We start from the raw sequence: 24,930 nt of genomic DNA on the forward strand, positions 1-24,930 counted from the left end.
CTCAAAAAATTGAGACTGGTTCAGCTCTCGTCAAAGCTCAGCTTCCGAACGGCCACCCGCTTGATTTTCACCAGGTACACCAGATACATCGCTCCAATCGCTGTCCAAACCAAGCCGAGCTGCATCGACTTGGCCTCCAGGTGGACCCATAAAAACGCGACAAAGCCGGCCCCGATCAGCGGGGAGACGAAATAGCTCCACCAGCCCGACAGCCCGCGCCGTTTGCCGGTGTAGTGGGCGATTACGCACAGATTGACAAAGGTAAACGCGATCAGCGCCCCAAAATTGATGAACGACGTAGCGGTGAGCAAATCCAAAAACAGTGCGCTCAGCATCAGTGCCCCGATCAGCAGCACGTTGAGCAGAGGTGTCTGCAGGCGGGGATGGACGTAGCCGAACCACTTTTCCGGAAGGTACCCGTCCCTCCCCATGGCGTACAGCAGCCGGGTCACGCTGGTTACCGACACGAGGCCGGACGCCAGCGTCGACGAGAGGGCCGCCGCCAGGAAGACGAGTTGAAACACCGCACCGCCGATGTGCAGCGCAATCTCGGCCGAGGCCGCTTCCGGGTCGGCGAAGACGCTCACGTCGGGAAACAGCGACTGCGTGAAGTAGGAAGCCGTCACAAACAGCGCACCCCCGGCCAGCGCCACGAGGATAATGCCCCGCGGGATGGTGTTGGCCGCGTCCTTCGTCTCCTCCGCCAGCGTCGTGACGGCGTCAAAGCCCAGAAACGAGAAACAGAGAATGGACGCGCCCGCAAGCAGGGCGGCGGCGGACATGTCCGGTGAGTAAAACGGCTGGACGGCAAACACCTGGCCGATCCCTTCACCGTGCAGCAAGCCTCTGACCGCCAGCGCGGCGAAGACGGCCACGACGGACACCTGAAACAAGACCAGGAGCGAATTGACGGTGGCCGTTACGGTCACCCGCATCACGTTCAGCGCGGTGATCAGGATGACAAACCCGACGATCCACAGCCGCGCCGGTATTTCCGGAAACACCGCCGACAGGTAGACACCGGTCAACAGGGCGTTGATCATCGGCAAAAACAAATAGTCCAACAGCGACGCCCACCCGACCAGAAAGCCCACGTAGGGGTGAAACGTCTGCTGCGCGTACGTGTAGGCGGAACCGGCGGAAGGAAACACCCGGACCATTTTGCCATAGCTCGCCGCCGTAAACAAAATGGCCAGCAGGGTGAGCAGATAGGCGGCCGGGACGTGACCGCCCGTCTCCTCCGCGACGATGCCGTACGTGTCAAACACTGCCATCGGCGCCATGTATCCGAGGCCGATAACGACGATGTGCCACAGTTTTAAACTGCGGTGAAGCTCTGATTGCTGTTGCATGGGCAGTCCCCCTCCGAAAGATGACATGAATTATTATACAGTTAGATGAAAAAATATCCACACTTTTCGGACTGCCCCACTCAAAAAAATCCCCCGCCCAGGTGAGCGCATGCTGCACCCGGCGGGGTCCCCAAGAATATGGAAAAAGCTGTTAACCGCGTTAACAGCCTTTCCACTTATGCTCGAAATTATCCCTGCTTCGGCAGTTCAAACGAACTTTTCAGCGAAACGATCCGGTTGAACACCAGTTTGTCCGGGGTCGTGTACTTCGGATCGACGTTGAAGTAGCCGTGGCGGAAGAACTGGAACTTGTCGTGCGGCTTGCTGTCCTTCAGGTTGGGCTCGACAAAGCCGTGCAGCGTTTCCAGCGAGTTGGGATTGATGTTTTCCAAGAACGAATCGCCGTCCTCCTGCCCGTCCAGAATGAGCGGTTCATACAGGCGAAACTCCGCCGGAACGGCGTGCTTGGCGTCCACCCAATGGATGGTCCCCTTCACTTTCCGGCCGGTGAACCCGGTGCCACTCTTCGTCTCCGGGTCGTACGTGCAGTGCAGTTCCACCACGTTCCCCTGTTCGTCCTTGATCACGTCGTGGCACTTGATGAAGTAGGCGTGCTTCAGCCGCACTTCGTTGCCCGGGAACAGGCGGAAGTACTTGCTCGGCGGATTTTCCATGAAGTCATCCTGCTCGATGTAAATCTCGCGGGAAAACGGGATTTGTCTGATGCCCATCGCGGGATTTTCCGGGTTGTTTTCCGCGTCCAGCATCTCCACCTGGCCTTCCGGATAGTTGGTGATGACCACTTTCAGCGGGCGCAGCACGGCCATCGTGCGCGGCGCCTTCAGCTTCAGGTCTTCGCGGATGAAATGCTCCAGCATCTTCGCGTCCACCACGCTGTTGCTGCGGGAGACGCCGATTTCCCGCGCAAACGCCCGGATCGCTTCCGGCGTGTAGCCGCGGCGGCGCAGTCCGGCGATGGTGGGCATCCGCGGGTCGTCCCATCCGTCCACGATTTTTTCGTCCACCAGCATTTTCAGCTTGCGTTTGCTCATCACCGTGTTGGTCATGTTCAAACGGGCAAATTCATACTGGCGTGGCACGTGCTCCATCTCGCACTCGCGAATGACCCAGTCGTAGAGCGGACGATGGTCTTCAAACTCGAGCGAGCAGAGCGAGTGGGTCACGCCTTCGATGGCGTCTTCCAGCGGGTGGGCAAAGTCGTACATCGGGTAGATGCACCACTTGTCTCCCGTGTTGTGATGGGTGGCATGGGCGATCCGGTAGAGCACCGGGTCGCGCAGGTTGATGTTCGGCGAGCTCATGTCGATTTTGGCGCGCAGCACTTTTTCGCCGTCCTTGAACTCGCCGTTGCGCATCCGCTGGAACAGGTCCAGGTTTTCCTCCACCGAACGGTTGCGGTACGGACTCTCCGTGCCCGGCTCCGTCAACGTCCCCCGCGTTTTGCGGATTTCCTCGGCGGAGAGGTCGTCGACGTACGCCTTGCCTTTTTTGATCAGCAGCACCGCGCGATTGTACATTTCCTCAAAGTAGTCGGAAGCGAAATACAGACCGTCCCACTCAAAACCCAGCCATTTGACGTCTTCCTTGATCGCTTCCACGTACTCGGTGTCTTCTTTCAGCGGATTGGTGTCGTCAAAGCGCAGGTTGGTTCTGCCCTTGAACTCGTCAGCCAGCTCAAAGTTCAGGCAGATGGATTTGGCATGCCCGATATGGAGATACCCGTTCGGTTCCGGAGGGAAACGGGTAACGACTTCTTTCACTCGTCCCGCCTGCAAATCCTCGATGACGATGTTGCGGATAAAGTTGGATGATGCCGACTTGTTTTCCAATTGAATCAACCTTTCACTTCACCTTTACATTCAATAATACTGATTCCTCATCGAGAGTTCAACAAATCGGGCCTCCCCCGTCCCGCCGCACACCGCCGGGGCACTTACCGCTGCAGCAGCCGGTCGTAGTAGATGTTCACGATGGAATCCAGCGGCTTGCGCTGTTCGACGACAGCCAGAATCTTCTCCAGATGCTGCGGGCGCACCAGATGGGCGAGCGGCTGCGGAACGCGGGCAAACTGGCGGAACGCTTCGCTGGCTAGGGCATCCCAGTACGCGTGATAGCGCAGCAGATCGTCCGGCATCACCCTGACCCGGTCGGTGCCCGTTTCCGGCAGGCAGTCAAACGGTTCGTCCAGATTGAGCGTTCCGTAATCGTCGGTAAGCTGTTCACCGGGCTGAATGTCCCGGGCGGCCAGCTCCAGATCGTAGGCCGTGCCGACGCAGTTGGCGTGAAAGCTGTGGTTGACGAAGCGGGCCTTATCCCAGCAGAGAATGTACGCTCCATGCTGATTGCGAAACGAGTATTTCAACACGTCCTGCTTGCGCAGCGGATCAAGCGATTCCACGTAAGACGGGTCCAATACCTGATCGAGATCGTCCAGCACCCAGACGATGGTTCCCTTGGGAATCAGCTTGGTGGCAAAGACTCCGTACCCGATTTCATCATGAATATACCGCAGTTCCGTATCCGGATGCATCATCGTCTCATTTCCCTCCTTGGCGAAGCGGCCCTGTTTTCTACATCATAAGCAGTCCGGCCGGCTCGGGTGTGTGCAGAGAAAAAAGTTTTCCGCCAAGAGAGGGAGGATCGGACGATGGTCACAAATACAACAGAATTTTTTCATTTTATTATTAAACATCGGGACGTTTTTACCGATCTAATGAAAGGAGATGTGATTTTTCCAAGTCGATTGGACTGCTTGCACCGCGGGATGAAATGAGGATGGTCTCATTTCCCGTTTTCTGAATTTCAAGACCAGCCATTGATATCGAAACGGCAAACCCGGGGAAACCCGGCGGCGCAAAGCTACAGGGGCTACCTCCGCCGCGTGCGGACACGCCAGCCAGTTACCGAAGTATTGATGTAGGACAGACCGATGATCCTATGTCATCGGTCTTTTTATGTAAACAAGCGGTTGCAGGCCATAGGGGGAGGTGAAGCGCCAGACGTACGGACCATCCATCGCAACTCGCTTCTACAACAAGACAAAGGAGGAACGATTGTGAAAAAGTTCTGGACAAAAATCAGCGCGCTGGGTCTGGCCGGCGTTTTAAGCCTGTCCGCCTTCGCACCGGCGGGAAATGCCGCCAACCGTCCAACCTCCATGTCGCCGAACGGCATGGTTACCTCGCCGCACTACCTGGCTACCGCTGCTGCACTGAAGACGCTGCAGGAGGGCGGAAACGCGGTAGATGCCGCGATCGCGGCGGCTTCCACGCTGACCGTCGTCTATCCCCACTACACCAGCATCGGCGGAGACAACTTCTGGCTGATCTACAACGCAAAAACGAAAGAACTGCGCGCCCTGAACGGCAGCGGCCGTGCCGGGGAGAAAGCGACCATCGAGTTCTACAAGAGCAAAGGGTACGATAAAATCCCGTCCCGCGGTTACCTGGCCGCCAACACCGTCCCCGGAGTCGTTTCCGGCTGGTGGGAAGCGTACAACTACGCCCACAAGGAGATGAGCGGCAGCAAGATCCCGTGGAACAAGCTGCTGGAACCGGCGATCGAATACGCCGAAAAAGGCTATCCCGTCTCTCCCAACCAGGTGTACTGGACCAAGTACGCGACCGATCCGACCGACAACGAACTGAAAAATCTGCAGCGCTTCGAAGAGTTCCGCAAAATCTACCTGAAGCCCAACGGCGAGCCGTACCAGGCCGGCGAAATCATGAAGCAAAAAGACCTGGCGGAAACCTTGAAAGTGATCGCCAAAAAAGGGGCGGACGGATTCTACAAAGGCGAAATCGCCAAGAAAATTGTCGACGACGTGCAGAAAAACGGCGGCCTGCTCACCCTGAAAGACTTTGAAACACACACCGCCACCTGGGCAAAGCCGATTTCCGTCGACTACCGCGGGTACAAGGCGTACAACGTGCCGCCCAACTCGCAAGGGATGGCCTCGCTCTCCATTCTCAACATCCTGAACAACTTCGATCTGAAGAGCATGGGCGAAGGCACCCCCGACTACTACCACGTGATTGTCGAAGCGACCAAGCAAGCCTTTGCCGACCGTGACAAATGGCTGACCGACCCTGAGTTTGCCGACATTCCGCTGGATTACCTGCTGTCCAAAGAGCACGGACAAGAATTGGCCAAGCGCATCGACATGAAACAGGCAGCCAAAACCGTGGAGCCGCTCGATCCGAAGGGGGACACCGTCTGGCTCGGCGTCGTCGACAAGGACGGCAACGCCGTTTCGATGATTCAAAGCCACTACTTCGACTGGGGCTCCGGCATCGTCGCCAAAGGCACCGGCGTACTGCTGCAAAACCGCGGCAGCTACTTCTCCCTGGATCCGAACCACATCAACCGGTTGGAGCCGGGCAAGCGCACCTTCAACACCATCAATCCGGCGATGCTGTTTAAAGGAGACAAGCCCTACCTCCTCTACGGAACCCAAGGCGGGGAAGGACAGCCTCAGACCCAGGCCGCCCTGGTGACCCGCATCGTCGATTTCGGCTTCAGCGTACAGGACGCGATCGAAGCGCCGAGATGGCTGCACGGACGCAACTGGGGCGCTTCTTCCAACAACCTCAAGGTGGAAAGCCGGATTCCGCAGGACGTCCTGGACGAACTGATCAAACGCGGTCACCCGGTCGAGAAACTGGAAGCCGCCTACACGGATCAAATGGGCCAATCCGGGGCGATTCTGATCGATCCCGTCACCAACGTGAAGTTTGGCGGCGCCGATCCGCGCGGAGAAGGAGCAGCACTCGGATATTGATTCACTCCAGACTGCCGGGAATGTTCCCGGCAGTCTGAATGCTTTCACGCTTCAGACGTTCGAACAGGCCTCATCATAAAAGGAGGAATTCCCTCGTGTTTGTCTTCGGCAAACTTCGAAACAAACTCATTGTTTGGTTTCTTGTCGTAGCGATCATTCCACTCATCGGCACCTCCCTGTACATCACCACCAGCAGTTCGGCAATCATCACGGACAAGCAGCGGCAGTCCTACATCGACCTCGCCCAAAGCACCGCCATCGCGATGGATCAATACCTGGACAGACGGATGACGGAGGTTCAGGTGCTGGCCCGCTCGTCGGACATCCAATCGACGGACGCTGCCGCGAAAAACCTGTTCATCCGCTCGTTCACCGAGGAAATGAAGATCTTCGACGGCAACACCTTCATCTCTCCGGACGGGAAAGTGTCCGCCGACACGTTTCCGAAAAGCGTCGGCATCGACTTGTCCGAACGGCCGTTTTTCAAGGACGGGATGGCCGGAAAATCCAGCTATTCCGATATCGTGATCGCCAAGACGACCGGCAAGCGATCCATCGTCGTCGCCTCCCCCGTCAAGAGCCAAAGCGGCCAAATTCTCGGCGTCCTGACCGGTCTCGTCAACGTTGACCAGTTTACCGATACCTTCCTGCAAAATCTCAACCTGGGCAGCGGCGGGTACGCCATTCTCGTGGACAACAAAGGGCTGATTCAAGCCCATCCCAACAAAGAGCTGATCGGCAAAGCGGTGGATGAAGCCGGCCTGCCGCAGGGGTTGGCCGAGATCCTCAAGAAAGGCGGCACCGAGACGGCCTCCTATACCTACAGCGACGCCGGCAGCGAGTACATGGTCGCCTATGCGCCTATTGCGAAAACGAAGTACGGCTTGTTCCTGCATATCCCCGTCCAATCCATTACGTCGGCCGTGACCGCTCTCAACAGCAACATCGCCGTCATTGTGGTCATCGTCAGCGCTCTTGTGATCGCGATCGCATTCGCCGTGTCGCTCCGGATCACGCGGCCGATCAAGGAAGTGGCCACCGTGACCAAACGCATCTCCGATGGAGAACTGACGGTGGAGCCGCTCCGCATCCGCACGCAGGATGAAATCGGCCAACTGTCCCGGGCCGTAAACGCCATGGTGGAAAATCTGCGCACCATCATCCAGCAGGTGAACGCCAGCGCCGAAAATTTGGCTGCGTCCGCGGAAGAGCTGACCGTAAACGCCGAACACACGAGCAAGGCCACCGAGCAGATCGCCACGACCATCCAGGAGGTGGCGTACGGCGCGGAGCGGCAGGTGCAAAGCGTGGAGGAAAGCGTCCGCGCGATCCAGGAGGTGTCCTCCGGGGTTCAGCAAATTGCCGCCAGTGCGGAAAACGCGGCAGATTCCGCCCTCAGGGCTTCGCAAATCGCGATCGACGGCAACCAGACCATCCAAACCGTCGCGCAGCAAATGCAGTCCATCAACGAGACGGTCAACCAGATCGCCCGCATCGTCAAACGGCTGGGTGACAGTTCCCAGGAGATCGGTCAAATCGTCCAGGTGATCACCGACATCGCCGAGCAGACCAACCTGTTGTCGCTCAATGCCGCCATCGAAGCGGCGCGGGCCGGCGAACAGGGACGGGGATTTGCCGTCGTGGCGAACGAAGTCCGCAAACTGGCGGAACAATCGGCCCAGTCCGCCCAGCAGATCGAACAGCTCATTCTGGCCATCCAGCAGGAATCGGACCTGGCCGTTCAATCCATGGAAAAAGGGACAAAAGAAGTGGCGCTCGGGATCGAGGTCGTCAACGAAGCCGGCAAGTCGTTTGAACAGATTCAGGATTCCGTGACCCACACGGCCGACCAGATCCAGAAAGTAAAAGACCACTCCCGCCAGATGACCGCAGGTACGGAACAGGTCGTCCAGTTGGTCACCCAAATCGCCGAAGTGGCGGAAAATTCCGCAGAAGGAACGCAAAGCGTCTCCGCCGCCACCGAGGAGCAGTTGGCCTCCATGGAGGAAGTCACTTCTTCCGCCAGCTCGCTGGCGAGAATCGCCGAAGAGCTGCAGGCCCACGTCAAACGCTTTAAGATATAAGCAAAACGGAAAAAGGCACCCGTGCAGCGGTGCCTTTTTCTGCTCCCCGGCTGTCCCGACGCAAACCGCAGCCGTGAGGACAATTCCTCACGGCCGCTGTGATTCGATGCTCAGCGAAGGGCCAGCATCCGGTCCGGATGGTTGGTGCAGATTTGCACCTGCGGATGCCACTTCATGATCGTGCGGATCGCCTCCGGGTCGTCCACCGTCCAGGCGATGACGCCAAACCCCTGGTCGATCGCCTCGCGGGCCAACTCCCGGGTGAGAAACGGATAGGACATGGAGAGCATGTCCGCTCCCGCCTGCCGCAGTTGTTCCAGGATCATGACCGGCCGTCCGTATACGATCAGCCCGGTCTTGACCTCGGCGTCCAGCCGCCGCACCTGCCGGATGAGCTCGTGGTCAAACGAGGTGAGGTACACATCCCGCTTCATCCCGTGCCGGTCCAGCAGCGTCAGCACGCGTTCCGCCAGTCCGGGATGCATGTCGGCCGCCGTTTTCAGCTCAATGTTCAGCGTGCATCGTCCCTTCGCGGCAGCCAGCACCTCTTCCAGCGCGGGAATCCGCTCGCCGGCAAAGCGCTCGTCAAACCAGCTCCCCGCGTCAAGCTCACGCAGTTCCGCCAGCGTCATATCCTGCACCCGTCCGCTGCCGTTGGTCGTCCTCTCCAGCGAAAAATCGTGGAACAGGACTGGCACGCCGTCCTTGGAAAGCTGCACGTCCACCTCAATCGCGCGAATGGCCGGTTCCGCCAGCGCGAGCCGAATGGCCGTCATGGTGTTTTCGGGCGCCTTGCCCGACCAGCCGCGATGCGCCATGCAGACGTTCATGCAACGTCACCTCGCTACTTTTTCAGCAGTTTCTCGCCTTTTTCCACAACCTTGGCAATCGCTTCGTCTACGGTCGCCTGTTTCAGCACGGCCCGCTGGATCTCCGTCATGATGACTTCCTGCAGTTCCTTATAGCCGGGGACCATCGGACGCGGTTGGGCGTACTCCAGTTGTTTGACCGCCACCTGGAAGTTCGGCTCTTTCTGGTATGCTGCTTTCATCTCGTCCGACTCGACCGCTTCCTTCGTCACCGGCATGTACCCGGTTTCCAGCGACCAACGAATCGTCTGCGGGGTGTCCGTCATCCATTTGATGAATTCCCATGCCGCCTTTTTCTCCTCATCCGAAGACTTGGCGAGCATCACCAGGTTGGCGCCGCCAGTCGGCACCCCGTAACGCTTGTTGGCCGGCAGGAAAGCCGCCCCTACTTCAAACGTGGCGTTCTCCTTGAGCGAATGCAGGTCTCCGGTCGATGTAAAGATCATGGCCACCTGCTGGTTGAGGAAATCCTGCTTGGCCACGTCCCAGGCGTTGTATTTTTCGCCCGGCGGAGCCTTCATCACACCTTCTTTCAGCAGGCTGCTCCAGAACTCCAGCGGCGCTTTTCCCGCTTCGTTGTCGAGCGCCACGCTCTTGCCGTCTTCGCTCAGGATGGTTCCGCCGCTCTCAAAGACCAGCGCTTCGTAGAACCAGATGTCGATCGGCGTGGAGAAGCCGTAGGTCGTCGTCTTGCCGCCTTCTTTTTTGGTCAGGGCCTTGGCGTACCGGCGCAGTTCCTCCCAGGTCTTCGGACCGTCGGGATCCAACCCGGCCGCTTTCAGCTTGTCGCGATTGACGTACAAGAGCGGGGTGGAACGGTTGAACGGCACGGCGTACAGCTTGTCGTTCCAGTAGGAGTTGCCCATCAGGCCGGGAATGTATTTGTCTTCCTCCCCGTTCGCGTAGGGCCCCAGGTCCTGCAGCACCTTGGCGTCGGCAAACGCGCCCACCGAAGCGATCTCCACCATCGTCACGTCGGGCTGGTTTCCGGCTGAGACGGCGGCCAGCACCTTGGCGTGGTTTTCATAGTAGCTGCCTTGATAGGACGGCTTGACGACGATGCCTTTGTGCGTGTCGTTGAATTGTTTGACCATCTCTTCGATCACTTCGCCGTTGCGGCCGCCCAGCGCGTACCAAAAGTCGATTTCCACGGGCTTTCCGGCATCGGCTGTCTGCTGCTGGCCGCCGCTTCCGGAACCGGACTTCTGTCCGCCAGCCGCCTCCTGCTTGCCGCTGCACCCGGCCAGTACGGCCGTCACGGTCAAAACGCACGCCAGTATGGATACTTGAACCTTTTTCACCATGCATACCTCCTTTTTCTGATCGGGAAGAAACGCGGGTGTTCCCCTTTATTTGGATGAATAGACAAATGCGCTGATGATGTGCCGCTGAGCGATGAAAAAGATGGCCAGGACCGGCAGCACGAGGATCATGTTGCCCGCCATGATGACGTTCCAGAGCTTGCCGCCTTCCGCCGCCTTCAGCATGGAGATGCCGATCGGCAGCGTCCGCACGGCGTCGCTGTTGGTCATGATCAGCGGCCAGAAGTAGTCGTTCCAGTGATAGATGAAGCTGAACAGCCCGAACGTGACCAGCACCGGCTTGGCCATCGGCACCATGATCGTCCACATGATTGTCCACTCGGAGGCATTGTCCAGCCGGGCGGCTTCGATCACCTCGTCGGGCACCTGCATGAAACACTGGCGGAGCAAAAAGATTCCGAAGGCGCTCGCCCCGTACGGCAGAATCAGCGCCCACAGCGTATTCACCAGCCCCCACTGGCTCATTTCCACATACACCGGCAAAAAGACCACCTGGGGGGGAATCATCAAAGCAATCAGGGTCAGGCCAAACAGCAGATTCCGCCCGCGAAACCGGTAGCGGGCAAAGGCGTACGCGGCCGGCACGCCGGTCAAGAGCTGCAGGACGAGAATGCCCGCCGCCACGAGAAAGCTGTTCCAGACGTAGGTGAGAAACGGGCCGGATTCCCACGCGATGCGGAAGTTCTCCAACTGCCACGACTCCGGCCACCAGGTGGGCGGGAACCGGTACACCTCCGGCATCGTCTTGAACGCGGTCACAAACATCCAGAGAAACGGAAACACAAAGATCAGGGAAACGACGGCGAGAAGCCCCCACTCCACCGCTTTCCACGCCGCACGTCCCGCATGTCTCATACAACCTCCTCCTTCCTCCCGGCGAACCTGTGTCGAATTCGCTTCCATACCTGGCCGGATCAGGGGCCCGTCAGCGGTAGTGGACCCGTTTTCCCATCAGGCGGAAATGCAGCAGCGTCAGCAATCCGACCATCCCCAGCAGGATGACGGATGCGGCGGAAGCGATGCCGCCGTTGTAGAAATCCATGCCCTGCTCGTAAATGTAGAAGACCAGCATGTTGGTGCTGTTGACCGGACCGCCCTGGGTCATGATGTAGATCGTGTCAAACACCTGAAACGATGAGATCGTGTTGATCACCAGCAAAAAGAACAGCGTGGGCGACAGCATCGGAACCGTGATGCTGACCAGGGTGCGCCACCACGGAGAGCTGTCCAGGGCGGCTGCCTCGTATATGTCGCGGGGAATGCTTTGCAGCCCGGCGATGAAGACCACCGTGTTGTAGCCGACCCCTTTCCAGAGGCTTACCACGATCAGCGACACCAGCGCGCTTTTCGTGTCGGTCAGCCAGGTGTACGCCGGCAGTCCGACGAATTCCAACAGGGCGTTGAGCAGACCGTACTGCGGGTCCATCAGCCACATCCAGAGCATCGCGACCGAGACGAGCGAGACGATATGAGGACTGAACACGGCCGCCTGCACCAGCCCGTACACCCTGGCCTTGCGGTTGAGCCACAGCGCCAGGAAAAAGGCGATGACGATGCCGAGCCCCACCGTGGCGAGCGTGTACATCAAGGTGTTGGCGAGCACCTGACGAAAATCGGCGTCTTCCCACAGCGCGGCAAAGTTGTCCAGCCCCACCCACTCGATCTCCTCCAGGTTGAGCAGCGACCAGTCGTGAAAGGACAAGTAGATCACATACGCGATCGGAAAGAAGAAAAAGACGGCAAAGAACAGCAGGGCGGGCGCGATGTACAGGTACGGACGAATCCGCTCGGCGAAGGCAAACCGGGCCGCCGGCAGCGCCCCCGCCGATTGCGCGTTCGCCACCTCTTGGACGGCAATGGCTTTACGCATCAGACCACCCCTCCCGCCAGCGAATGGTTCCGGGTCCGTCCCTCCAGCCGTCCCAGCCGCTTCCCGGTCGCGCGGTCAAATACGTGGATGTGCGCCAGCGGCACCGACACCAGCACCGTCGCGCCGATCTCCACCATCGTCTCCGTTCCCGCCTTGACCACGACGTGTCCTCTCTCCGTTTCCACGTGGTACAGCGCGTCCGAACCGAGAATTTCCCGTGACATGATGGTGCCGCCGAGCGACCACGCCGCTTCCGCCGGGACGGCCGACGCGCCGCCCGGCAGGAGGACCGCCATTTCCGGGCGAAACCCCCACAAGTGTTCGGCCCGCCCATCCGCCGGGACGACGTTCATCGCCGGCGAGCCGATAAACTGGGCGACGAACAGGTTGGCCGGCTCCCGATACAGCTCCATCGGCGGCGCCACCTGCATGATCGTACCCTCGCTCATGACGACGATCTGATCGCCCATCGTCATCGCTTCCACCTGGTCGTGGGTGACGTAGATAAAGGTGGTGCCGAGCCGTTTGTGCAGGCTGGTCAGCTCCACCCGCATCTGGTTGCGCAGCTTGGCGTCCAGGTTGGACAGCGGTTCATCCATCAGAAACACCTGCGGCTTTTTCACCATCGCGCGGGCCAGGGCGACGCGCTGCCGCTGTCCGCCGGAGAGCTCCGAGGGCTTCCGCTTGAGATACGGTGTCAGCCCGACCACCTCCGCGATTTCTTCCACCATCGTCCGGCAGTCTTTTTTCGAGTACCCCCGGTTGCGCAGGCCGAACGCGATGTTGTCGTAGACGTTCATCGTCGGATAGAGCGCGTAGTTTTGAAACACCATCGCCACGTCCCGTTTGCCGGGCGGCAGATGATTGACCGGTTGGTCGCCGATCAGGATTTCCCCGTCCGTGACGCTCTCCAGCCCGGCAATCATCCGCAGCGTGGTCGATTTTCCGCACCCTGACGGACCGACCAGCACGGTAAAGGAACCGTCCGGTATGACCAGGTCCAGCCCTTTGACCACCGTCTGGCTGTGAAATGTTTTGGTTACCTGCTTCAATATCACTCGTGCCATCTGGCTCCATTCCCTCCCAGTGCCCTGACGGCCAGCATCTCTTCGGCAAAGGTCTGAAAATTGGCAAAGCGCAAGTCAGGAACGGCGGACGTCCACTCTTCCGCGCCGTACCACTCCAGCACCGCCGACTTGACGCCCGCTCCTGCGGCCGCCAGTACGTCGTAGCGGCTGTCACCGATCATCAGGGCCTGCTCCGGCCGCATCTGAAGCAGGCGGAGCGCCTGTTGAACCGGTTCGGCGGACGGCTTGCCGCGCGACACGTCGTCGATGGTGACGACAACCTCAAAGAACTCCACCAATCCCGCCAGTTCCAGCCCCGCGACGGCAAACTCGCGCTGCTTGTTGGTCACCACGGCCATCCGGTAACCGGCCGCTTTCAGTCGCTCCAGCCCTTCGCGTACGCAGGGAAACAGGCGGACGTGCCGGTCGTGATGCTCCCGGACGTAGGCGGCGTAGCTTTTCCTTACCGCCTCGCGGTCGTACGTCTCCCCGGCCGCCGCCGCGAGAAAGTCGTCCAGCGATTCGCCGAAACGCTTCAAAAGATCGTCCTGGCTGAACACCCCCGGCGCAAAGCGCTCCGCCGTACGGGCGACCGCGTCGATCACCGCATCCCGGCTGTCCAGCAGGGTGCCGTCCAGGTCAAACAACAGGCATTGATACATCCGCAAGACTCTCCTTCCATAAAGAATGGCTGCCGACAGAGACGGCGACGGCCCCGTACTGGAGCGCCTGCACCATCTGTTCCCGTTTGCGGATCAGACCGCCGGCAATGATCGGCGTCTCCCCCAGCTCCTGCCGGTATTCGGCGATGACCTCCGGCAGCAGTGCCGGCATCAGCTCAACGGCGTCCGGCTGCGTGTCCTGCACCGACTGCAGCCCCGATCGGAGGGCGTCGCTGTCCACCAGAAACAGCCGCTGGATCGTCAGCAATCCCTGCTTTTTGGCCAGCTTGATCAGCGTGTTGCGGGTGGTGACGATGCCGTCCGGCCTGACGTAGTGGGCGACAAACGCGACGCCTTCCCGGTCGTAGCTGATTCCCCCGATCCGTTCCAGATGCAGGAACACCGGCACGCCGTGCGTTTTGAAAAAGTCGACGTAACGCTTGATCACCCCGATGTTCCCGATGGACAGCACCACCGCGCTTGCCTGCGCTTCCGCCGCCTTTTCCAGATACTTGGGCTCCTTGACCGAGGCAATCAGCTTCTGCCGGGCCAGCCGCTCGTAAAATTCCGCTTGGTTCATCCAGGCGCGCCTCCTTTCGCCCAAAACAAAACCCCCACGACATGACAATCGCCAAATACTTCTCGATGAGAGTGCTTGGAAATGATGTCGAGGGGTTTCTCCAGGGCTCCAACCGCGGGAATCGTTCACTTGTCAATTACGATGGTACCGTTGGAAAGTTAAGGGAACGTGAAGCGCGTATTAACGTTGGGCCAGGGTTTTGTAAAGGAATGCCCGTTTGAGCGAGAGTCTCGTCCGGCAGCCCGCATGAAAAGGAAAAGCGTCAGACCTCACGACGAGAAAATCGTGGATCTGACGCGCTCTCCATATCCGTGTGCTGTCAACCATTTCCATCCAGACCGTGTAAAACCACCTGCCATTTTCCAAAAACCTTTTTCATTGTAAACACTTTTTCTTTGTCGAGTCTAGCGAATTGCAACAATACCTTCACCTCCGTGGAAGTATTGTCCGCTTTCGTAACGCCCAACACCTTAAAGTCAAGTAATTTCGTAGTTTTCGCGGAATGTAAAAAATCTCCGCGCTTAGGATAATAACTGCCGCTTTCTTTATAGACATACTCATAGGCTTCTTCACCTTGTTTGCTTACGATCAGCGATAAATATCTTTCAAGAGCTACACAGGAATAAAATTAATGTACATAGCGTACACTATGTACACATTCCAACGACTCGTTTATAATAGGGGGTGAGAGGTGGTGTTTATGCTAACTTTAAACGCTACAGATGTACGAAAAAACTGGGGTCAGTTTATTGACGATGTTGTGAGACATCAACCCAAAGTAGTCAAACGTAGCAGAGACCATTTCCTTGCCATATCAATCGATCACTTAAAAGCACTGACCGAGAATTATCATTTCCATGTCGACTTACATAGGGAAGATGACGGTTCAGTGACCGCGTCTCTCCGAGAAATCGACCTTGTTGCCAACGGCGATACTGACAGGGAAGCCAAGGTGATGTTGGCACAAGAACTCCTGGAATATGCCCAAGAGTACTATGAAGACTTTGCCACGTATTATAGTGCCCCGAATCGCCGAGCACACTTTCCATATGTATTGAAAGTGTTAATCCAAGACGATCTGCAAGGGATTGTTCATTTGCTGGATGCCTAGTTGGAAAGAACTTAAACGCTTCTGCGAGAACGATGGTTGGGAGTTGTATAAGAAGACCGACCACTTCTTCTATCGCAAGCGTATGCCAGACGGCACATTAAAACGAACCAAAGTATCCAATAGTTCGGGACAGATCAACGGGCATATGTGGAAAGATATTCTCAAAAGGCAGTTGCAGGTAACAGAAGAGTATTTCAATAGCAAAATCTAATTGAGCCGACGCGGATACTAGATGTTAGGTCGGAAAAGTACGATAAGCGAACTATGAATTACAGTAAAGTCAAATCCCTCGTGCCATCACACGAGGGATGTTCTATGGATGGGCTCCCTATTCCACCGTCACGATCGCATCCAGCGCGATGCGCGCCTCCGCCTCAATCGCTTTGGCCGTCGTTTCGGTATGAGGGTTGTACGTTTCCAACAGGTCAGCGTCGGCGTAACCGTCGATCGCCAGGATGGAGCCGGCGCGCATGCCTCTAAGAGCGGCAATCACGAACAGCGCCGCATTCTCCATCTCCACGGCCAGCACGCCCGCCTGTTGGTACAGCTTGTGGGGAAACTCCACGACGCCGCTGTAAAACATGTCCATCGTCAGCGTCACGCCCTCGGCCACATGGAGTCCCGTGTCGCGCTTCGCGGCGGCGGCGGACAGCGCATCGACGACGCGGCGGTCGGCCACGGCCGGGAAGCCCGGCGGAACCAACTGGCTGGTCAGTCCGTCCCGGCGGACAGCCGCCGTGCTGATCACCAGGCTGCCCGGTTCGATCGCTTTTTGGTAGGAACCGGCCGTTCCGACGCGGATGATCGTTTTCACGCCGCCTTTGGCCAGCTCTTCAAAGCAGACGGCCGCCCCCGGCGAGCCGACGCCGTGGCTGACGACGGCCACCGCCGTGCCGTTCCACGTTCCCGCATAGCTGTGGTATTCCCGGTTTTCCCCGATCGGCCTGCTCTCGTCCAGCAGGGCGGCGATGCGGGACGCCCGCTTCGGATCGCCGCAGACGATCGCGCGCTTCGGCAGGTTTTCCGGGTCAACTTTCAGATTGGGCAGCATCATCAATCAAACTCCTTTTTCTCCCATTCGTCTTCCGGAATCGGCAGGGCTTCGCCGGAGAAACGCTCTTCGCGGAACGGGTCGCCGTTCAGATGAAAACCGTTTTGCTCCCAGAAGCCGGGTTTGTTTTCGTTCATGAATTCGATCCCGCGCAGCCATTTCACGCTCTTCCAGAAATAGAGGTGAGGCACGATCAGCCGCAGCGGCCAGCCGTGCTTGTCCGTCAGCGGCGCTCCGTCAAAGGAGTGGGCCAGCAGCACGTCGTCCCGGTCCAGGTCGGTCAGCGCCACGTTGGCCGTGTAGCCGTAATCGCCGTGCAGCATCACGTACCTGCCCTGCGGCGTGACACCGGCCGCCGCCAGGAAATCGCGGAAACGAACGCCGGTAAACCGGTTGTCAAACCGGGACCAGCGGGTGACGCAGTGGATGTCGCAGGTGATCGTCGTCTGCGGCATTGCCATGATGTCGGCGTACGAGAGCGTTACGTCCCGGTCTACTTCCCCGAAGACCCGCAGCGTCCACGTCTCCATGTCGTAGACGGGCACCTTCCCCTCATGCAAGATCGGAAACCGCTCCGTCAGCACCTGTCCCGGCGGCAGCCGCCGCGCCAGGGCCGGATCGACTGTGGGCACCCTCATCCGTTTGATTCGCTCTGCCTTGTTCATCTTCTCGTTCCCTCCCAAGTCAGTCCGTCTCCGTCTAGCGGGCGCTCTGCCGGCTGGCGGTGCTTGCGGCCGCGCCCCTGTCCTTGAGGAAGAACATCGCCGCAATCGTCAGCACGTAGGGCAGCATCGCGGTAAACTGCGTTGGCAGCGAAAAGCCCTGCAGACGGATGCTGAGCGCGTCCATCAGCCCGAACAGCAGGCTGGAGGCGAGAATGCCCAACGGGTGAGACTGCCCCAACATCATCGCCACCAGCGCGATAAAGCCGCGCCCCGCCGTCATGCCTTCAGTAAACATGGTCACCTGTCCCAGCGAGAGCTGTGCCCCGGCCATGCCGCAGAGAACGCCGCACAGGGCAATGGCCAGCACCTGCAGCCGCGTCACTTTGAGGCCCAGGCTGCGGGCCGCCACCGGATTCATCCCGGCCGCCAGCACGCGGAAGCCGGTCACGGTGTGGGCAAAGAACAGATGCAGCAGAACCGCCGCCAAAAAGGCCGCGTAGACCAGCGGCGAATGACCCGACAGGATGTTTCCCAGCACGGGGATGTCTGTGACCAGGGGGATCTGCCACTGCGGCAGCCCGGCCATGTCCTTGTCGTAAAACGCCCCTTTCACGCCGAAGACGGCGCGCAGCGCAAACGTGGTCAGCCCCAGCGCGAGGAAATTGATCGCCACGCCGACGATGATTTCGTTCGCCTTCAGTCCGATCGCCATGTAGGCAAACAACAGCGAAAACAGCACGGTGACGGCGGCGGCAAACAGGACGGCCAGCGGCAGGCTGCCGGTAAAGTGGTTGCCGACGATGGCGGAAAACGCTCCAACCAACACCAGCCCCTCCAGCCCGACGTTGAAGATGCCCACCCGGGCGCACAGCGCTCCGCCCAGTGCCGCCAGGAGGATCGGAGTCACCATCCGGATGGTGGAACTGACGAGGGCTCCATCAAACAACTCCATGCGACTCCCTCCTCTTGCTCTTGCGGTTCTTCCACCAGTCATGGCTGAATTTGGCGGAGATAAACAGAATCAGCACGGCCTGGATGACGCTGGCCAGCTCCAGCGGCACCTCGGTGTTTCGCTCCACGCCCATCGCGCCCGTCTGCAGGGCGGCCAGCAGAATCGAGGTAAACACGACGCCGATCGGGTGGGAATTGGCCAGCAGCGTGGCCATCAAGCCCGTCCAGGCATACCCGGGGACGGTCAGCGCGCCGTCGACGAACCGGTAATGCGCCCCCAGCACTTCCACGGTGCCGGCCAGCCCGGCCAATCCCCCGCTGGCAAACATCGCCACAAGCATCACCCGGTCCTTGTCGATCCCGCCGTACCGGGCAAAAAACGGATTGTGTCCGAGCATCTTCACCTCGTAGCCGAACGGCGTGAACCGGACGACCCAGAACAATGCCAGAGCGGCGGCCAACGCCAACAGGAAGCCGGCGTGCACGCTCATGCCGGCGAACAGCTTGGGCAGCCAGACGCTCTTCTCCAGCATGGCCGTCTGGGCCAGCGCCGCCGAGCCTGACTTGTCCTGAAACGGTTCACTGACCAGATACCCGGCAAACAGGACGGCAATGTAGTTGAGCAGCAGGGTGGTGATGAGCAGTTGGACGCGAAACTTCGCCTCCATGTACCCGGCCAAAAGCGACCAGAGACCGCCCACGGCCACCCCGGTTGCCAGCGCGGCCAGCATTTTCACCAGTCCGGGACCGGGCAGGTACAGCCCGACCAGCGTCGCGCCGATTGCTCCCAGCACCATCTGCCCCTCGGCGCCCAGATTGAACACCCCGGCGCGAAACGCCAGCGACAGCCCCAGCCCGATCAGCATGATCGGCGTGGACCGGGCCAGCGTGGAGGCGAAAAAGTAAAAGCTGCCGAACGCCCCTTTCCACATCTGCTGGTAGGTGTCCAGGATCGATTCGCCTACCGCGCTGATGACGACCGCTCCCGTCAACAAGCCGATCGCCACCGCCAACAGCGGCTGGACCAGCGATTTACACAGCTTTTTGACCGCTTCCATGGATGCTTCCTCCTGCCATCAACACGCTGATTTTCTCTTCCGTCGCCTCCGACCGCTTCAGCTCGCCGACGATCCGTCCCTTGTACATGACCAGAATTCTGTCAGACAGCGCCAAAATTTCCGACAGCTCCGACGAGACGAGCAGAATCCCGTCGCCGCTGTTTCGCTTTTCGATCAGCGCCTGGTGGATGTGTTCCATCGCCCCGATGTCCACGCCGCGCGTCGGTTCGGCGGCGATCAACAGCGGCGTCTTTTGCCCCAGCTCGCGGGCGACAATCAGTTTTTGCAGATTGCCGCCGGACAGGTTGCCCGCCTGCTCCTGCAGGTGCCGGGAACCGGTCTTGATGGCAAACCGCTCCACCCACTGCTCCACCACGCGGCGGAACGCGTCCCGCAGAATGACGCCGCGACGGCTGAACGCCGGTTTGCGCTGATAGCCCATCAAGGCGTTTTCCTCCACGCTCTCCTGCTTGGCCGTTCCCCACAGGTACCGGTCTTCCGGAATATGGGCCAACCCCGCTTCGCGAATGGCCGCCACCGGACGGTTGGTGACGTCTTTTCCGCCCAGCAGCACCCTGCCCGCCGTGACCGGCCGCAGCCCGGTGATGGCCTGCAGCAGTTCCGACTGGCCGTTGCCCGAGACCCCGGCGATTCCGACGATCTCCCCGTGGTGCACGGTAAAAGCAACGCCGTCCACGATCGTCTGCCGGTCGCGAACGGTCAGGTTTTCCACCTGCAGGAGCGGCCCGCCGGCCAGACTCACCCGCTCGCTCAACGGCTGCAGGTCGCGGCCCACCATCAGCCGGGCCAGTTCGTCCACGCTGGTCTCCTGCCGGGAAACGGTCCCGGTCACCCGGCCGCCGCGCAGCACCGTGATCCGGTCGGCCACCTCCATCACTTCCTTGAGCTTGTGCGTGATCAGGATGACGCTCTTGCCGCTCTCCGCCAGGTGGCGGATCGTCTGCAGCAGTTCCTTTACCTCCAGCGGCGTCAGGACGGCGGTCGGTTCGTCCAGTACGATGATGTCCGCTCCCTGGTACAGCACCTTGAGAATCTCCACGCGCTGCTGTTCCCCGACCGAGCATTGGGATACCCGGGCGGTCACGTCGATCGGGATGCGGTAGCGCTCGCTGAGGGCCCGCACCGCCTCCACCGCTTCCTTGCGCCGGAACAGGCCGGCGCGCTGCGGTTCATAGCCGATGACGATGTTCTCCGCCACGCTGAAATCGGCAAACAGCATGAAGTGCTGGTGCACCATCCCGATGCCGTGTTTGATCGCGTCGTCGGGGCCGCGAAAGACCACCGGCCGGCCGTTCAGCACGATCTCCCCGGACGTCGGCTGTTCCATGCCGTACAGCATCCGCATCAGGGTGGTTTTGCCGGCGCCGTTCTCCCCGACGATGGCGTGGACTTCGCCGGCCCGCAGGGTGAACGACACGTTGTCGTTGGCCGTAAAATCGCCGTACCTTTTCGTCATGTTGCGCATTTCCAGACGGTACGCCATCCCGTTCTTCCCTCCTTTTTCCTGTTGGCCCGTTGCAACAGGAAACCGACTACCACAGTAGTCGGTCGCCGTCTCGTTTACTGCTGCAGCGGATCGGGCACCTTGCGCGTACCCGCCACGATCTCGTCCTTGATCGCTTTCACCTTGTTGATGATCTCTTCTCCGATGAACGGATGGAGCGGCGTCTTGCTCTCGCGCGTGACGTAGGTGACGCCGACGCCGTCTTCCTTCAGGCCGTACGTTTGCACGCCCGGTTTCAGGCTGCCGTTTACAAACGCCTTTACCGTTTCGTAAGCGGCCGTGTCGGTTCCTTTCAACTGGGACAGGACGATGTGTTCCGGATCGATGCCGGTGCGGTCGACGTCCTGGCCGGAGGTGTAGAAGCCTTTTTCCTTGGCCGCTTCAAACACGCCCAGGTCGCCTACGGCAGCGGCCCCGTAGATGAAGTCGGCTCCCTTGTTTGCCTGCAGCAGGGCCAGCTCCTTGGCTTTCGCCGGGTCGTTGAAGCTGCCGACGTAGTTGACGAAGACCTCTGCCTTCGGATTGGTCGCTTTCAGTCCTTCCTGGAAGCCGACCGTCCACTTTTTCAGAAGCGGAATGTCCATCGCTGCGACGATGCCCACCTTGTTGGTCTTGGTCGCCAGGCCGGCCGCCGCTCCCATCAGGTAGGCGGCTTCATGCTCGCGAAAGACCACGCTGCGGACGTTCGGCAGGTCCACGACGGTATCGATGATTGCAAACATGCGGTCCGGGTTTTCCGCCGCCACTTTTTTCAGCGCGTCCTCCGATTCAAACGACGACGTAATGATCAAATCGTAATTCTCAGCCACGGCCGCGCGGATGTTCTCCTCGATGGCGGCGTGGTCGGTCGACTCGATGGTTTTCACGTCGACGCCAAATTCCTGCGCCGCTTTCTTGGCGCCCTCGTCCATTTGCTGGAAGAACGGGTTGACCCCGATCTTCTCCGGAAGAACCAGCGCGACCCGCTTTTTCGCGCCGCCGTCCTGTCCCCCGGCTTGTCCCTTTTCCTCCGGTGCGCCGCTCCCCGCCGCACATCCGGCGGCCAGAACGGCAAACGTCGTCAATGCCAACAGGTACTTTTTCATGCTGCTCTCTCCTATCCAGTGACAAAAGTTTCGATTTTACGATTCTCATACCGGTAATTTACGGGTTTTTATCGAAAATATCAAGAGAAAACACGAATATTTTACTATAGAAACACAAAAATGTTCGACTTATTCCTCCTTTTTCCACAAGAGGCGCTTCCATGGAAACCCTGCTGATGATATGAAAAAAACTCTTCCCGGAGGAAGAGTTTGGTATCGCGAACCTCTTCCTCATCTGTCAAAACCCACGGGTTTTGCAGGAATTGGCACCTTTCTGTACCGGGGTACAGTGGTTGCCGGGCTTCATCGGGCCAGTCCCTCCGCCTCTCTTGATAAGGTAAGGTGAATCCACTATCCAGTTGTAATGTCTCTTATTCTAGCAAAAGGAAAGCAAAATGCAAACGATTTTTTTGTCATTTCAAAACATTACGTTTGTTGCCCCTGAAACGACTGCTGCAGTTTGCGCGACAGCGCGTTCAGCTCGCCCAGCTCCTCCGTGATTTCCCGCACCTTCTGATGCTGGTTTTCCGCCGTGGCGAACAGCTCTTCCAGATTGGCCACCGATTGTTCCGTCACGGCCGTAATCGTCGACATCTCGGCGGCCACCTCCCCGGAGCGCAGCTTCACCCTGTCCATGCTGGAGCGCACGTGCTCGACGGCCTGCAAAAACGATTCCATCCCGGCCCGAACCGCCTCGATGGAGGTGACGGTCTGGACGGCCAGCTCCTGTCCCTTGGCCACCGACGTTTCCCCGTTGCTCATGTGGCGCACGGCGTTTTCGCTCTCCTGGTGCAGCGACTGCAGGATCTCGGCAATCTCCTGGGTGGCTGTGGCGCTTTGTTCCGCCAGTTTTCGCACCTCGTCGGCCACCACGGCGAAGCCGCGTCCGTGTTCCCCGGCCCGGGCCGATTCGATCGCTGCGTTGAGCGCCAGCAGGTTGGTCTGGGTCGCGATCTGGTTGATCGTCTGCACGATCTCCTCCACCCGGTTGGCCTGCCGGTTCAGCTCACGGATGGTGGACGAGGCCACGTTGACCGCCTGCACGATCTGCTCCATCTGCCGCGACAGCTCGTTCATCATGCCGATGCTGTCGGTGAGGCGGCGGTTGTTCTGATCGGCCTCCGCCTTCATCGCGTTGGCCTGCTCGTTGACCGCCACGATCTCGTGGTCGATTGACTGGACTTCCTCCTCGATCTTCACCGTGGAGTTGGCCTGCGCCTCCATCCCCGTCGCCACTTCGCGGAACGCGATCATCATCTCGTCCGTGTTCCGTTTGGTCGTCTCCGCGTGCTCATGCACGTGCTCCGACGTGCGGTCGAGCTGTTCCGTCACCAGTCGGATGTGGCCCAACAGCTCCGCCAGCCGCTGTTCCTTTTCCTCCGCTTCCCGCCGCGCCGCCTCCGCTTTGCTCAGTGAGGCTTGTCCGGCCAGACACAGGTAGGTCAAGCCGGCGATCATCAGCACAACGGACACGAGGTGCAGGATCAGGTTGACCTCCGTCCGGCCTTCGTCGAACATGTCGTAGAAACCGGTGTAAAACCCGACAAACGTCGCCGCGATCTGGACAATCCCGGCGGAGACGACCAGCTTCCAGTCCAGATAGGCCGCGAGGAAGCCGAGCACGATGAAGGAAAGGAACGCCGTCTCCGGGTAAGACGTAAAGTGGTCGAACGCGATGGAGTAATACATAAAGCCGATCGCCACCAGGTAGCGAATCACGTAACTGCCTTTGCGGATGAAGTAGTACGGCGAAACGATCAGCGTCACCAGCAGGCCCAGCGATGTCAGCTTCCAGAAGTTCACGTCCTCCTGATACGCGATCCATCCGGCCAGCCACAGATGATTCCAGAGAATAAAGATCATGAAGCCTTCTTTGTTGGTCAAGGTGTTGCGGACCAATTGAAACATGGTCTGAAGCATAAGTTCCTCCTTTACCTCCCGTGTGTCTGGATACAGCTTTCTTTTGTCATTATATCCTGAAAAATCTTCCAAATACTATCGGGTACATGGAAAACATGTGAAAAAAGTTCTAACGCGCCCGTAGTGCTGCCGGATCAGAAGAGGGTTCCGCAATGACCGTTTGGCCCCCCTGCGAATAGGCTAATGCAGGGAACGCATTTTTCAGGAAGGGAACGGGAACGCCGTGGAACTGAATCAACTGCCGGCAGCCGTGCTGACCCGCACGATCAGCCGTCCGAACGTGACCATTTATTACCCGCAGTTGGCCGGCCTGGCCAATCCGCAGGCCGAACAGAAGATCAATCAAACCCTGTCGCGGTACGTGCAGGATTTGATCAACCGGCAGCATGACATCCAGGTGCCGGGAACGACGGACATGCAGGGGAGCTACGAGATCAAAAACAATCAGCGGGGCATCTTCAGCGTCACCCTGAACAACTACGCCTACACCTATCCGATGGCTCACGGCATGACCTATCTGAAGTCGCTCACCGCGGATGTGCAGACCGGGAAAATCTTCTCCCTGCGGGACCTGTTCAAACCGGGCAGCGACTATGTCAAGGTGCTGTCGGACAACATCAGGAGACAGATCGCGGAACGGCGTATTCCCACCCTGGAGCCGTTCAAGGCGATCCGCCCCGACCAGGATTTCTACGTGGCCGACAAAGCGCTCGTCATCTATTTTCAACTCTACGAGATCACGCCGTACTACGTGGGCTTCCCCATGTTTCCCATCTCGGTGTTCGAGCTGGAGCCGATCATCAGCGAAAAGGGGCCGCTCAGCGTCATGGCGACCAACTCGTAGCGTGCGTGGCGGGATTCGGCCATTTGTGGGATCGGACTCATAAAAACATCCAGGCTGCCGACGATGTCGACAGCCTGGTTGATTGCCGGGCGCCCGGGTGTGGAGACGGCGGC

The 24,930-nt window shown here is 59.2% G+C and carries 21 protein-coding genes and 2 riboswitches; of the genes, 4 read left to right on the forward strand and 17 right to left on the reverse strand.

The window, feature by feature from the left end; all coding sequences use genetic code 11:
- Window positions 1–20: 20 nt before the first annotated feature.
- The 3 genes from FOI68_RS11145 to FOI68_RS11155 all read right to left on the reverse strand — a co-directional run bounded on the left by FOI68_RS11145 (window position 21) and on the right by FOI68_RS11155 (window position 3,906).
- The gene (locus tag FOI68_RS11145; protein WP_143863215.1) at window positions 21–1,352 is read right to left on the reverse strand and encodes an APC family permease; all 1,332 of its coding nucleotides are present in this window, start codon (window positions 1,350–1,352) and stop codon (window positions 21–23) included.
- 188 nt (window positions 1,353–1,540) lie between these two features.
- Window positions 1,541–3,211 carry a glutamine--tRNA ligase/YqeY domain fusion protein gene (locus FOI68_RS11150; RefSeq protein WP_370512122.1) on the reverse strand — a complete coding sequence of 557 codons (1,671 nt, stop codon included), beginning with the start codon at window positions 3,209–3,211 and terminating at the stop codon, window positions 1,541–1,543.
- 95 nt (window positions 3,212–3,306) lie between these two features.
- Window positions 3,307–3,906, reverse strand: coding sequence for an SET domain-containing protein (locus FOI68_RS11155; protein ID WP_143863216.1), 600 nt, complete (start codon window positions 3,904–3,906; stop codon window positions 3,307–3,309).
- Window positions 3,907–4,191: 285 nt separating this feature from the next.
- A riboswitch (cyclic di-GMP riboswitch) is annotated at window positions 4,192–4,281 on the forward strand.
- 249 nt (window positions 4,282–4,530) lie between these two features.
- Here FOI68_RS11155 and ggt point away from each other — a divergent pair.
- Together ggt and FOI68_RS11165 are read left to right on the forward strand one after the other, a co-directional pair.
- A complete protein-coding gene (ggt, locus tag FOI68_RS11160; RefSeq protein WP_255433442.1) occupies window positions 4,531–6,153 on the forward strand; it encodes a gamma-glutamyltransferase in 1,623 nt (540 codons plus the stop codon).
- A 95-nt stretch (window positions 6,154–6,248) separates the two neighbouring features.
- Window positions 6,249–8,237: a methyl-accepting chemotaxis protein gene (locus tag FOI68_RS11165; protein WP_143863218.1), complete on the forward strand. Its 1,989-nt coding sequence runs from the start codon at window positions 6,249–6,251 to the stop codon at window positions 8,235–8,237.
- A gap of 110 nt (window positions 8,238–8,347) precedes the next feature.
- Here the strand turns inward: FOI68_RS11165 and FOI68_RS11170 are convergent, their stop codons facing one another.
- The 7 genes from FOI68_RS11170 to FOI68_RS11200 all read right to left on the reverse strand — a co-directional run bounded on the left by FOI68_RS11170 (window position 8,348) and on the right by FOI68_RS11200 (window position 14,607).
- Entirely contained in the window at window positions 8,348–9,067 is a 720-nt protein-coding gene (locus FOI68_RS11170) for a glycerophosphodiester phosphodiesterase (RefSeq protein ID WP_143863219.1), read from the reverse strand.
- 14 nt (window positions 9,068–9,081) lie between these two features.
- Window positions 9,082–10,407, reverse strand: coding sequence for an ABC transporter substrate-binding protein (locus FOI68_RS11175; protein WP_255433434.1), 1,326 nt, complete (start codon window positions 10,405–10,407; stop codon window positions 9,082–9,084).
- Between the two features lie 48 nt (window positions 10,408–10,455).
- Window positions 10,456–11,283, reverse strand: coding sequence for a carbohydrate ABC transporter permease (locus tag FOI68_RS11180; RefSeq protein ID WP_035296301.1), 828 nt, complete (start codon window positions 11,281–11,283; stop codon window positions 10,456–10,458).
- A 70-nt stretch (window positions 11,284–11,353) separates the two neighbouring features.
- A complete protein-coding gene (locus FOI68_RS11185) occupies window positions 11,354–12,298 on the reverse strand; it encodes a carbohydrate ABC transporter permease (protein ID WP_143863221.1) in 945 nt (314 codons plus the stop codon).
- Window positions 12,298–13,365: an ABC transporter ATP-binding protein gene (locus FOI68_RS11190; RefSeq protein ID WP_143863222.1), complete on the reverse strand. Its 1,068-nt coding sequence runs from the start codon at window positions 13,363–13,365 to the stop codon at window positions 12,298–12,300. Before FOI68_RS11190 ends, FOI68_RS11185 begins: the two co-directional genes overlap by 1 nt.
- A complete protein-coding gene (locus FOI68_RS11195; RefSeq protein WP_065067483.1) occupies window positions 13,353–14,027 on the reverse strand; it encodes an HAD-IA family hydrolase in 675 nt (224 codons plus the stop codon). Before FOI68_RS11195 ends, FOI68_RS11190 begins: the two co-directional genes overlap by 13 nt.
- Entirely contained in the window at window positions 14,005–14,607 is a 603-nt protein-coding gene (locus FOI68_RS11200; protein ID WP_143863223.1) for a glycerol-3-phosphate responsive antiterminator, read from the reverse strand. The genes FOI68_RS11195 and FOI68_RS11200 overlap by 23 nt, the downstream gene beginning before the upstream one ends.
- A 700-nt stretch (window positions 14,608–15,307) precedes the next feature.
- Between FOI68_RS11200 and FOI68_RS11205 the strand changes: the two genes are divergently transcribed.
- Complete coding sequence (locus FOI68_RS11205) at window positions 15,308–15,718, forward strand: hypothetical protein (RefSeq protein WP_143863262.1); 411 nt, start codon at window positions 15,308–15,310, stop codon at window positions 15,716–15,718.
- A gap of 328 nt (window positions 15,719–16,046) precedes the next feature.
- Here FOI68_RS11205 and FOI68_RS11215 read toward each other — a convergent pair whose 3' ends face one another.
- The 7 genes from FOI68_RS11215 to FOI68_RS11245 form a co-directional block, all read right to left on the reverse strand.
- Window positions 16,047–16,769 (reverse strand): nucleoside phosphorylase, encoded by a 723-nt coding sequence (locus FOI68_RS11215; protein WP_143863263.1) that lies wholly within the window; start codon window positions 16,767–16,769, stop codon window positions 16,047–16,049.
- Between the two features lie 2 nt (window positions 16,770–16,771).
- The gene (locus FOI68_RS11220) at window positions 16,772–17,434 is read right to left on the reverse strand and encodes a sulfite oxidase-like oxidoreductase (protein ID WP_044898547.1); all 663 of its coding nucleotides are present in this window, start codon (window positions 17,432–17,434) and stop codon (window positions 16,772–16,774) included.
- A gap of 34 nt (window positions 17,435–17,468) precedes the next feature.
- A complete protein-coding gene (locus FOI68_RS11225; protein WP_143863225.1) occupies window positions 17,469–18,386 on the reverse strand; it encodes an ABC transporter permease in 918 nt (305 codons plus the stop codon).
- Entirely contained in the window at window positions 18,373–19,443 is a 1,071-nt protein-coding gene (locus FOI68_RS11230; RefSeq protein WP_143863226.1) for an ABC transporter permease, read from the reverse strand. Before FOI68_RS11230 ends, FOI68_RS11225 begins: the two co-directional genes overlap by 14 nt.
- Window positions 19,418–20,947: an ABC transporter ATP-binding protein gene (locus FOI68_RS11235; protein ID WP_143863227.1), complete on the reverse strand. Its 1,530-nt coding sequence runs from the start codon at window positions 20,945–20,947 to the stop codon at window positions 19,418–19,420. The genes FOI68_RS11230 and FOI68_RS11235 overlap by 26 nt, the downstream gene beginning before the upstream one ends.
- 77 nt (window positions 20,948–21,024) lie before the next feature.
- Window positions 21,025–22,053, reverse strand: coding sequence for a BMP family lipoprotein (locus tag FOI68_RS11240; RefSeq protein WP_143863228.1), 1,029 nt, complete (start codon window positions 22,051–22,053; stop codon window positions 21,025–21,027).
- A gap of 228 nt (window positions 22,054–22,281) precedes the next feature.
- Window positions 22,282–22,392: riboswitch (SAM riboswitch) on the reverse strand.
- Between the two features lie 87 nt (window positions 22,393–22,479).
- Window positions 22,480–23,961, reverse strand: coding sequence for a methyl-accepting chemotaxis protein (locus tag FOI68_RS11245; protein WP_143863264.1), 1,482 nt, complete (start codon window positions 23,959–23,961; stop codon window positions 22,480–22,482).
- Window positions 23,962–24,196: 235 nt separating this feature from the next.
- On the opposite strand from FOI68_RS11245, the gene FOI68_RS11250 reads away from it, so the two are divergent.
- A complete protein-coding gene (locus FOI68_RS11250; RefSeq protein ID WP_035296333.1) occupies window positions 24,197–24,817 on the forward strand; it encodes a DUF3298 and DUF4163 domain-containing protein in 621 nt (206 codons plus the stop codon).
- The last annotated feature ends 113 nt before the right edge of the window (window positions 24,818–24,930 follow it).

Origin of the sequence: Brevibacillus sp. LEMMJ03 (genome assembly GCF_007197875.1) — a bacterium.
Lineage (GTDB): Bacteria > Bacillota > Bacilli > Brevibacillales > Brevibacillaceae > Brevibacillus > Brevibacillus thermoruber.

Coding starts and splice junctions, on each gene's coding strand:
- FOI68_RS11145 (WP_143863215.1), bottom strand. CDS start 1,352: ATGCAACAGCAATCAGAGCTTCACCGCAGTTTAAAACTGTGGCACATC.
- FOI68_RS11155 (WP_143863216.1), bottom strand. CDS start 3,906: ATGATGCATCCGGATACGGAACTGCGGTATATTCATGATGAAATCGGG.
- ggt (WP_255433442.1), top strand. CDS start 4,531: ATGTCGCCGAACGGCATGGTTACCTCGCCGCACTACCTGGCTACCGCT.
- FOI68_RS11170 (WP_143863219.1), bottom strand. CDS start 9,067: ATGAACGTCTGCATGGCGCATCGCGGCTGGTCGGGCAAGGCGCCCGAA.
- FOI68_RS11180 (WP_035296301.1), bottom strand. CDS start 11,283: ATGAGACATGCGGGACGTGCGGCGTGGAAAGCGGTGGAGTGGGGGCTT.
- FOI68_RS11185 (WP_143863221.1), bottom strand. CDS start 12,298: ATGCGTAAAGCCATTGCCGTCCAAGAGGTGGCGAACGCGCAATCGGCG.
- FOI68_RS11190 (WP_143863222.1), bottom strand. CDS start 13,365: ATGGCACGAGTGATATTGAAGCAGGTAACCAAAACATTTCACAGCCAG.
- FOI68_RS11195 (WP_065067483.1), bottom strand. CDS start 14,027: ATGTATCAATGCCTGTTGTTTGACCTGGACGGCACCCTGCTGGACAGC.
- FOI68_RS11200 (WP_143863223.1), bottom strand. CDS start 14,607: ATGAACCAAGCGGAATTTTACGAGCGGCTGGCCCGGCAGAAGCTGATT.
- FOI68_RS11205 (WP_143863262.1), top strand. CDS start 15,308: ATGCTAACTTTAAACGCTACAGATGTACGAAAAAACTGGGGTCAGTTT.
- FOI68_RS11215 (WP_143863263.1), bottom strand. CDS start 16,769: ATGCTGCCCAATCTGAAAGTTGACCCGGAAAACCTGCCGAAGCGCGCG.
- FOI68_RS11220 (WP_044898547.1), bottom strand. CDS start 17,434: ATGAACAAGGCAGAGCGAATCAAACGGATGAGGGTGCCCACAGTCGAT.
- FOI68_RS11225 (WP_143863225.1), bottom strand. CDS start 18,386: ATGGAGTTGTTTGATGGAGCCCTCGTCAGTTCCACCATCCGGATGGTG.
- FOI68_RS11230 (WP_143863226.1), bottom strand. CDS start 19,443: ATGGAAGCGGTCAAAAAGCTGTGTAAATCGCTGGTCCAGCCGCTGTTG.
- FOI68_RS11235 (WP_143863227.1), bottom strand. CDS start 20,947: ATGGCGTACCGTCTGGAAATGCGCAACATGACGAAAAGGTACGGCGAT.
- FOI68_RS11240 (WP_143863228.1), bottom strand. CDS start 22,053: ATGAAAAAGTACCTGTTGGCATTGACGACGTTTGCCGTTCTGGCCGCC.
- FOI68_RS11245 (WP_143863264.1), bottom strand. CDS start 23,961: ATGTTTCAATTGGTCCGCAACACCTTGACCAACAAAGAAGGCTTCATG.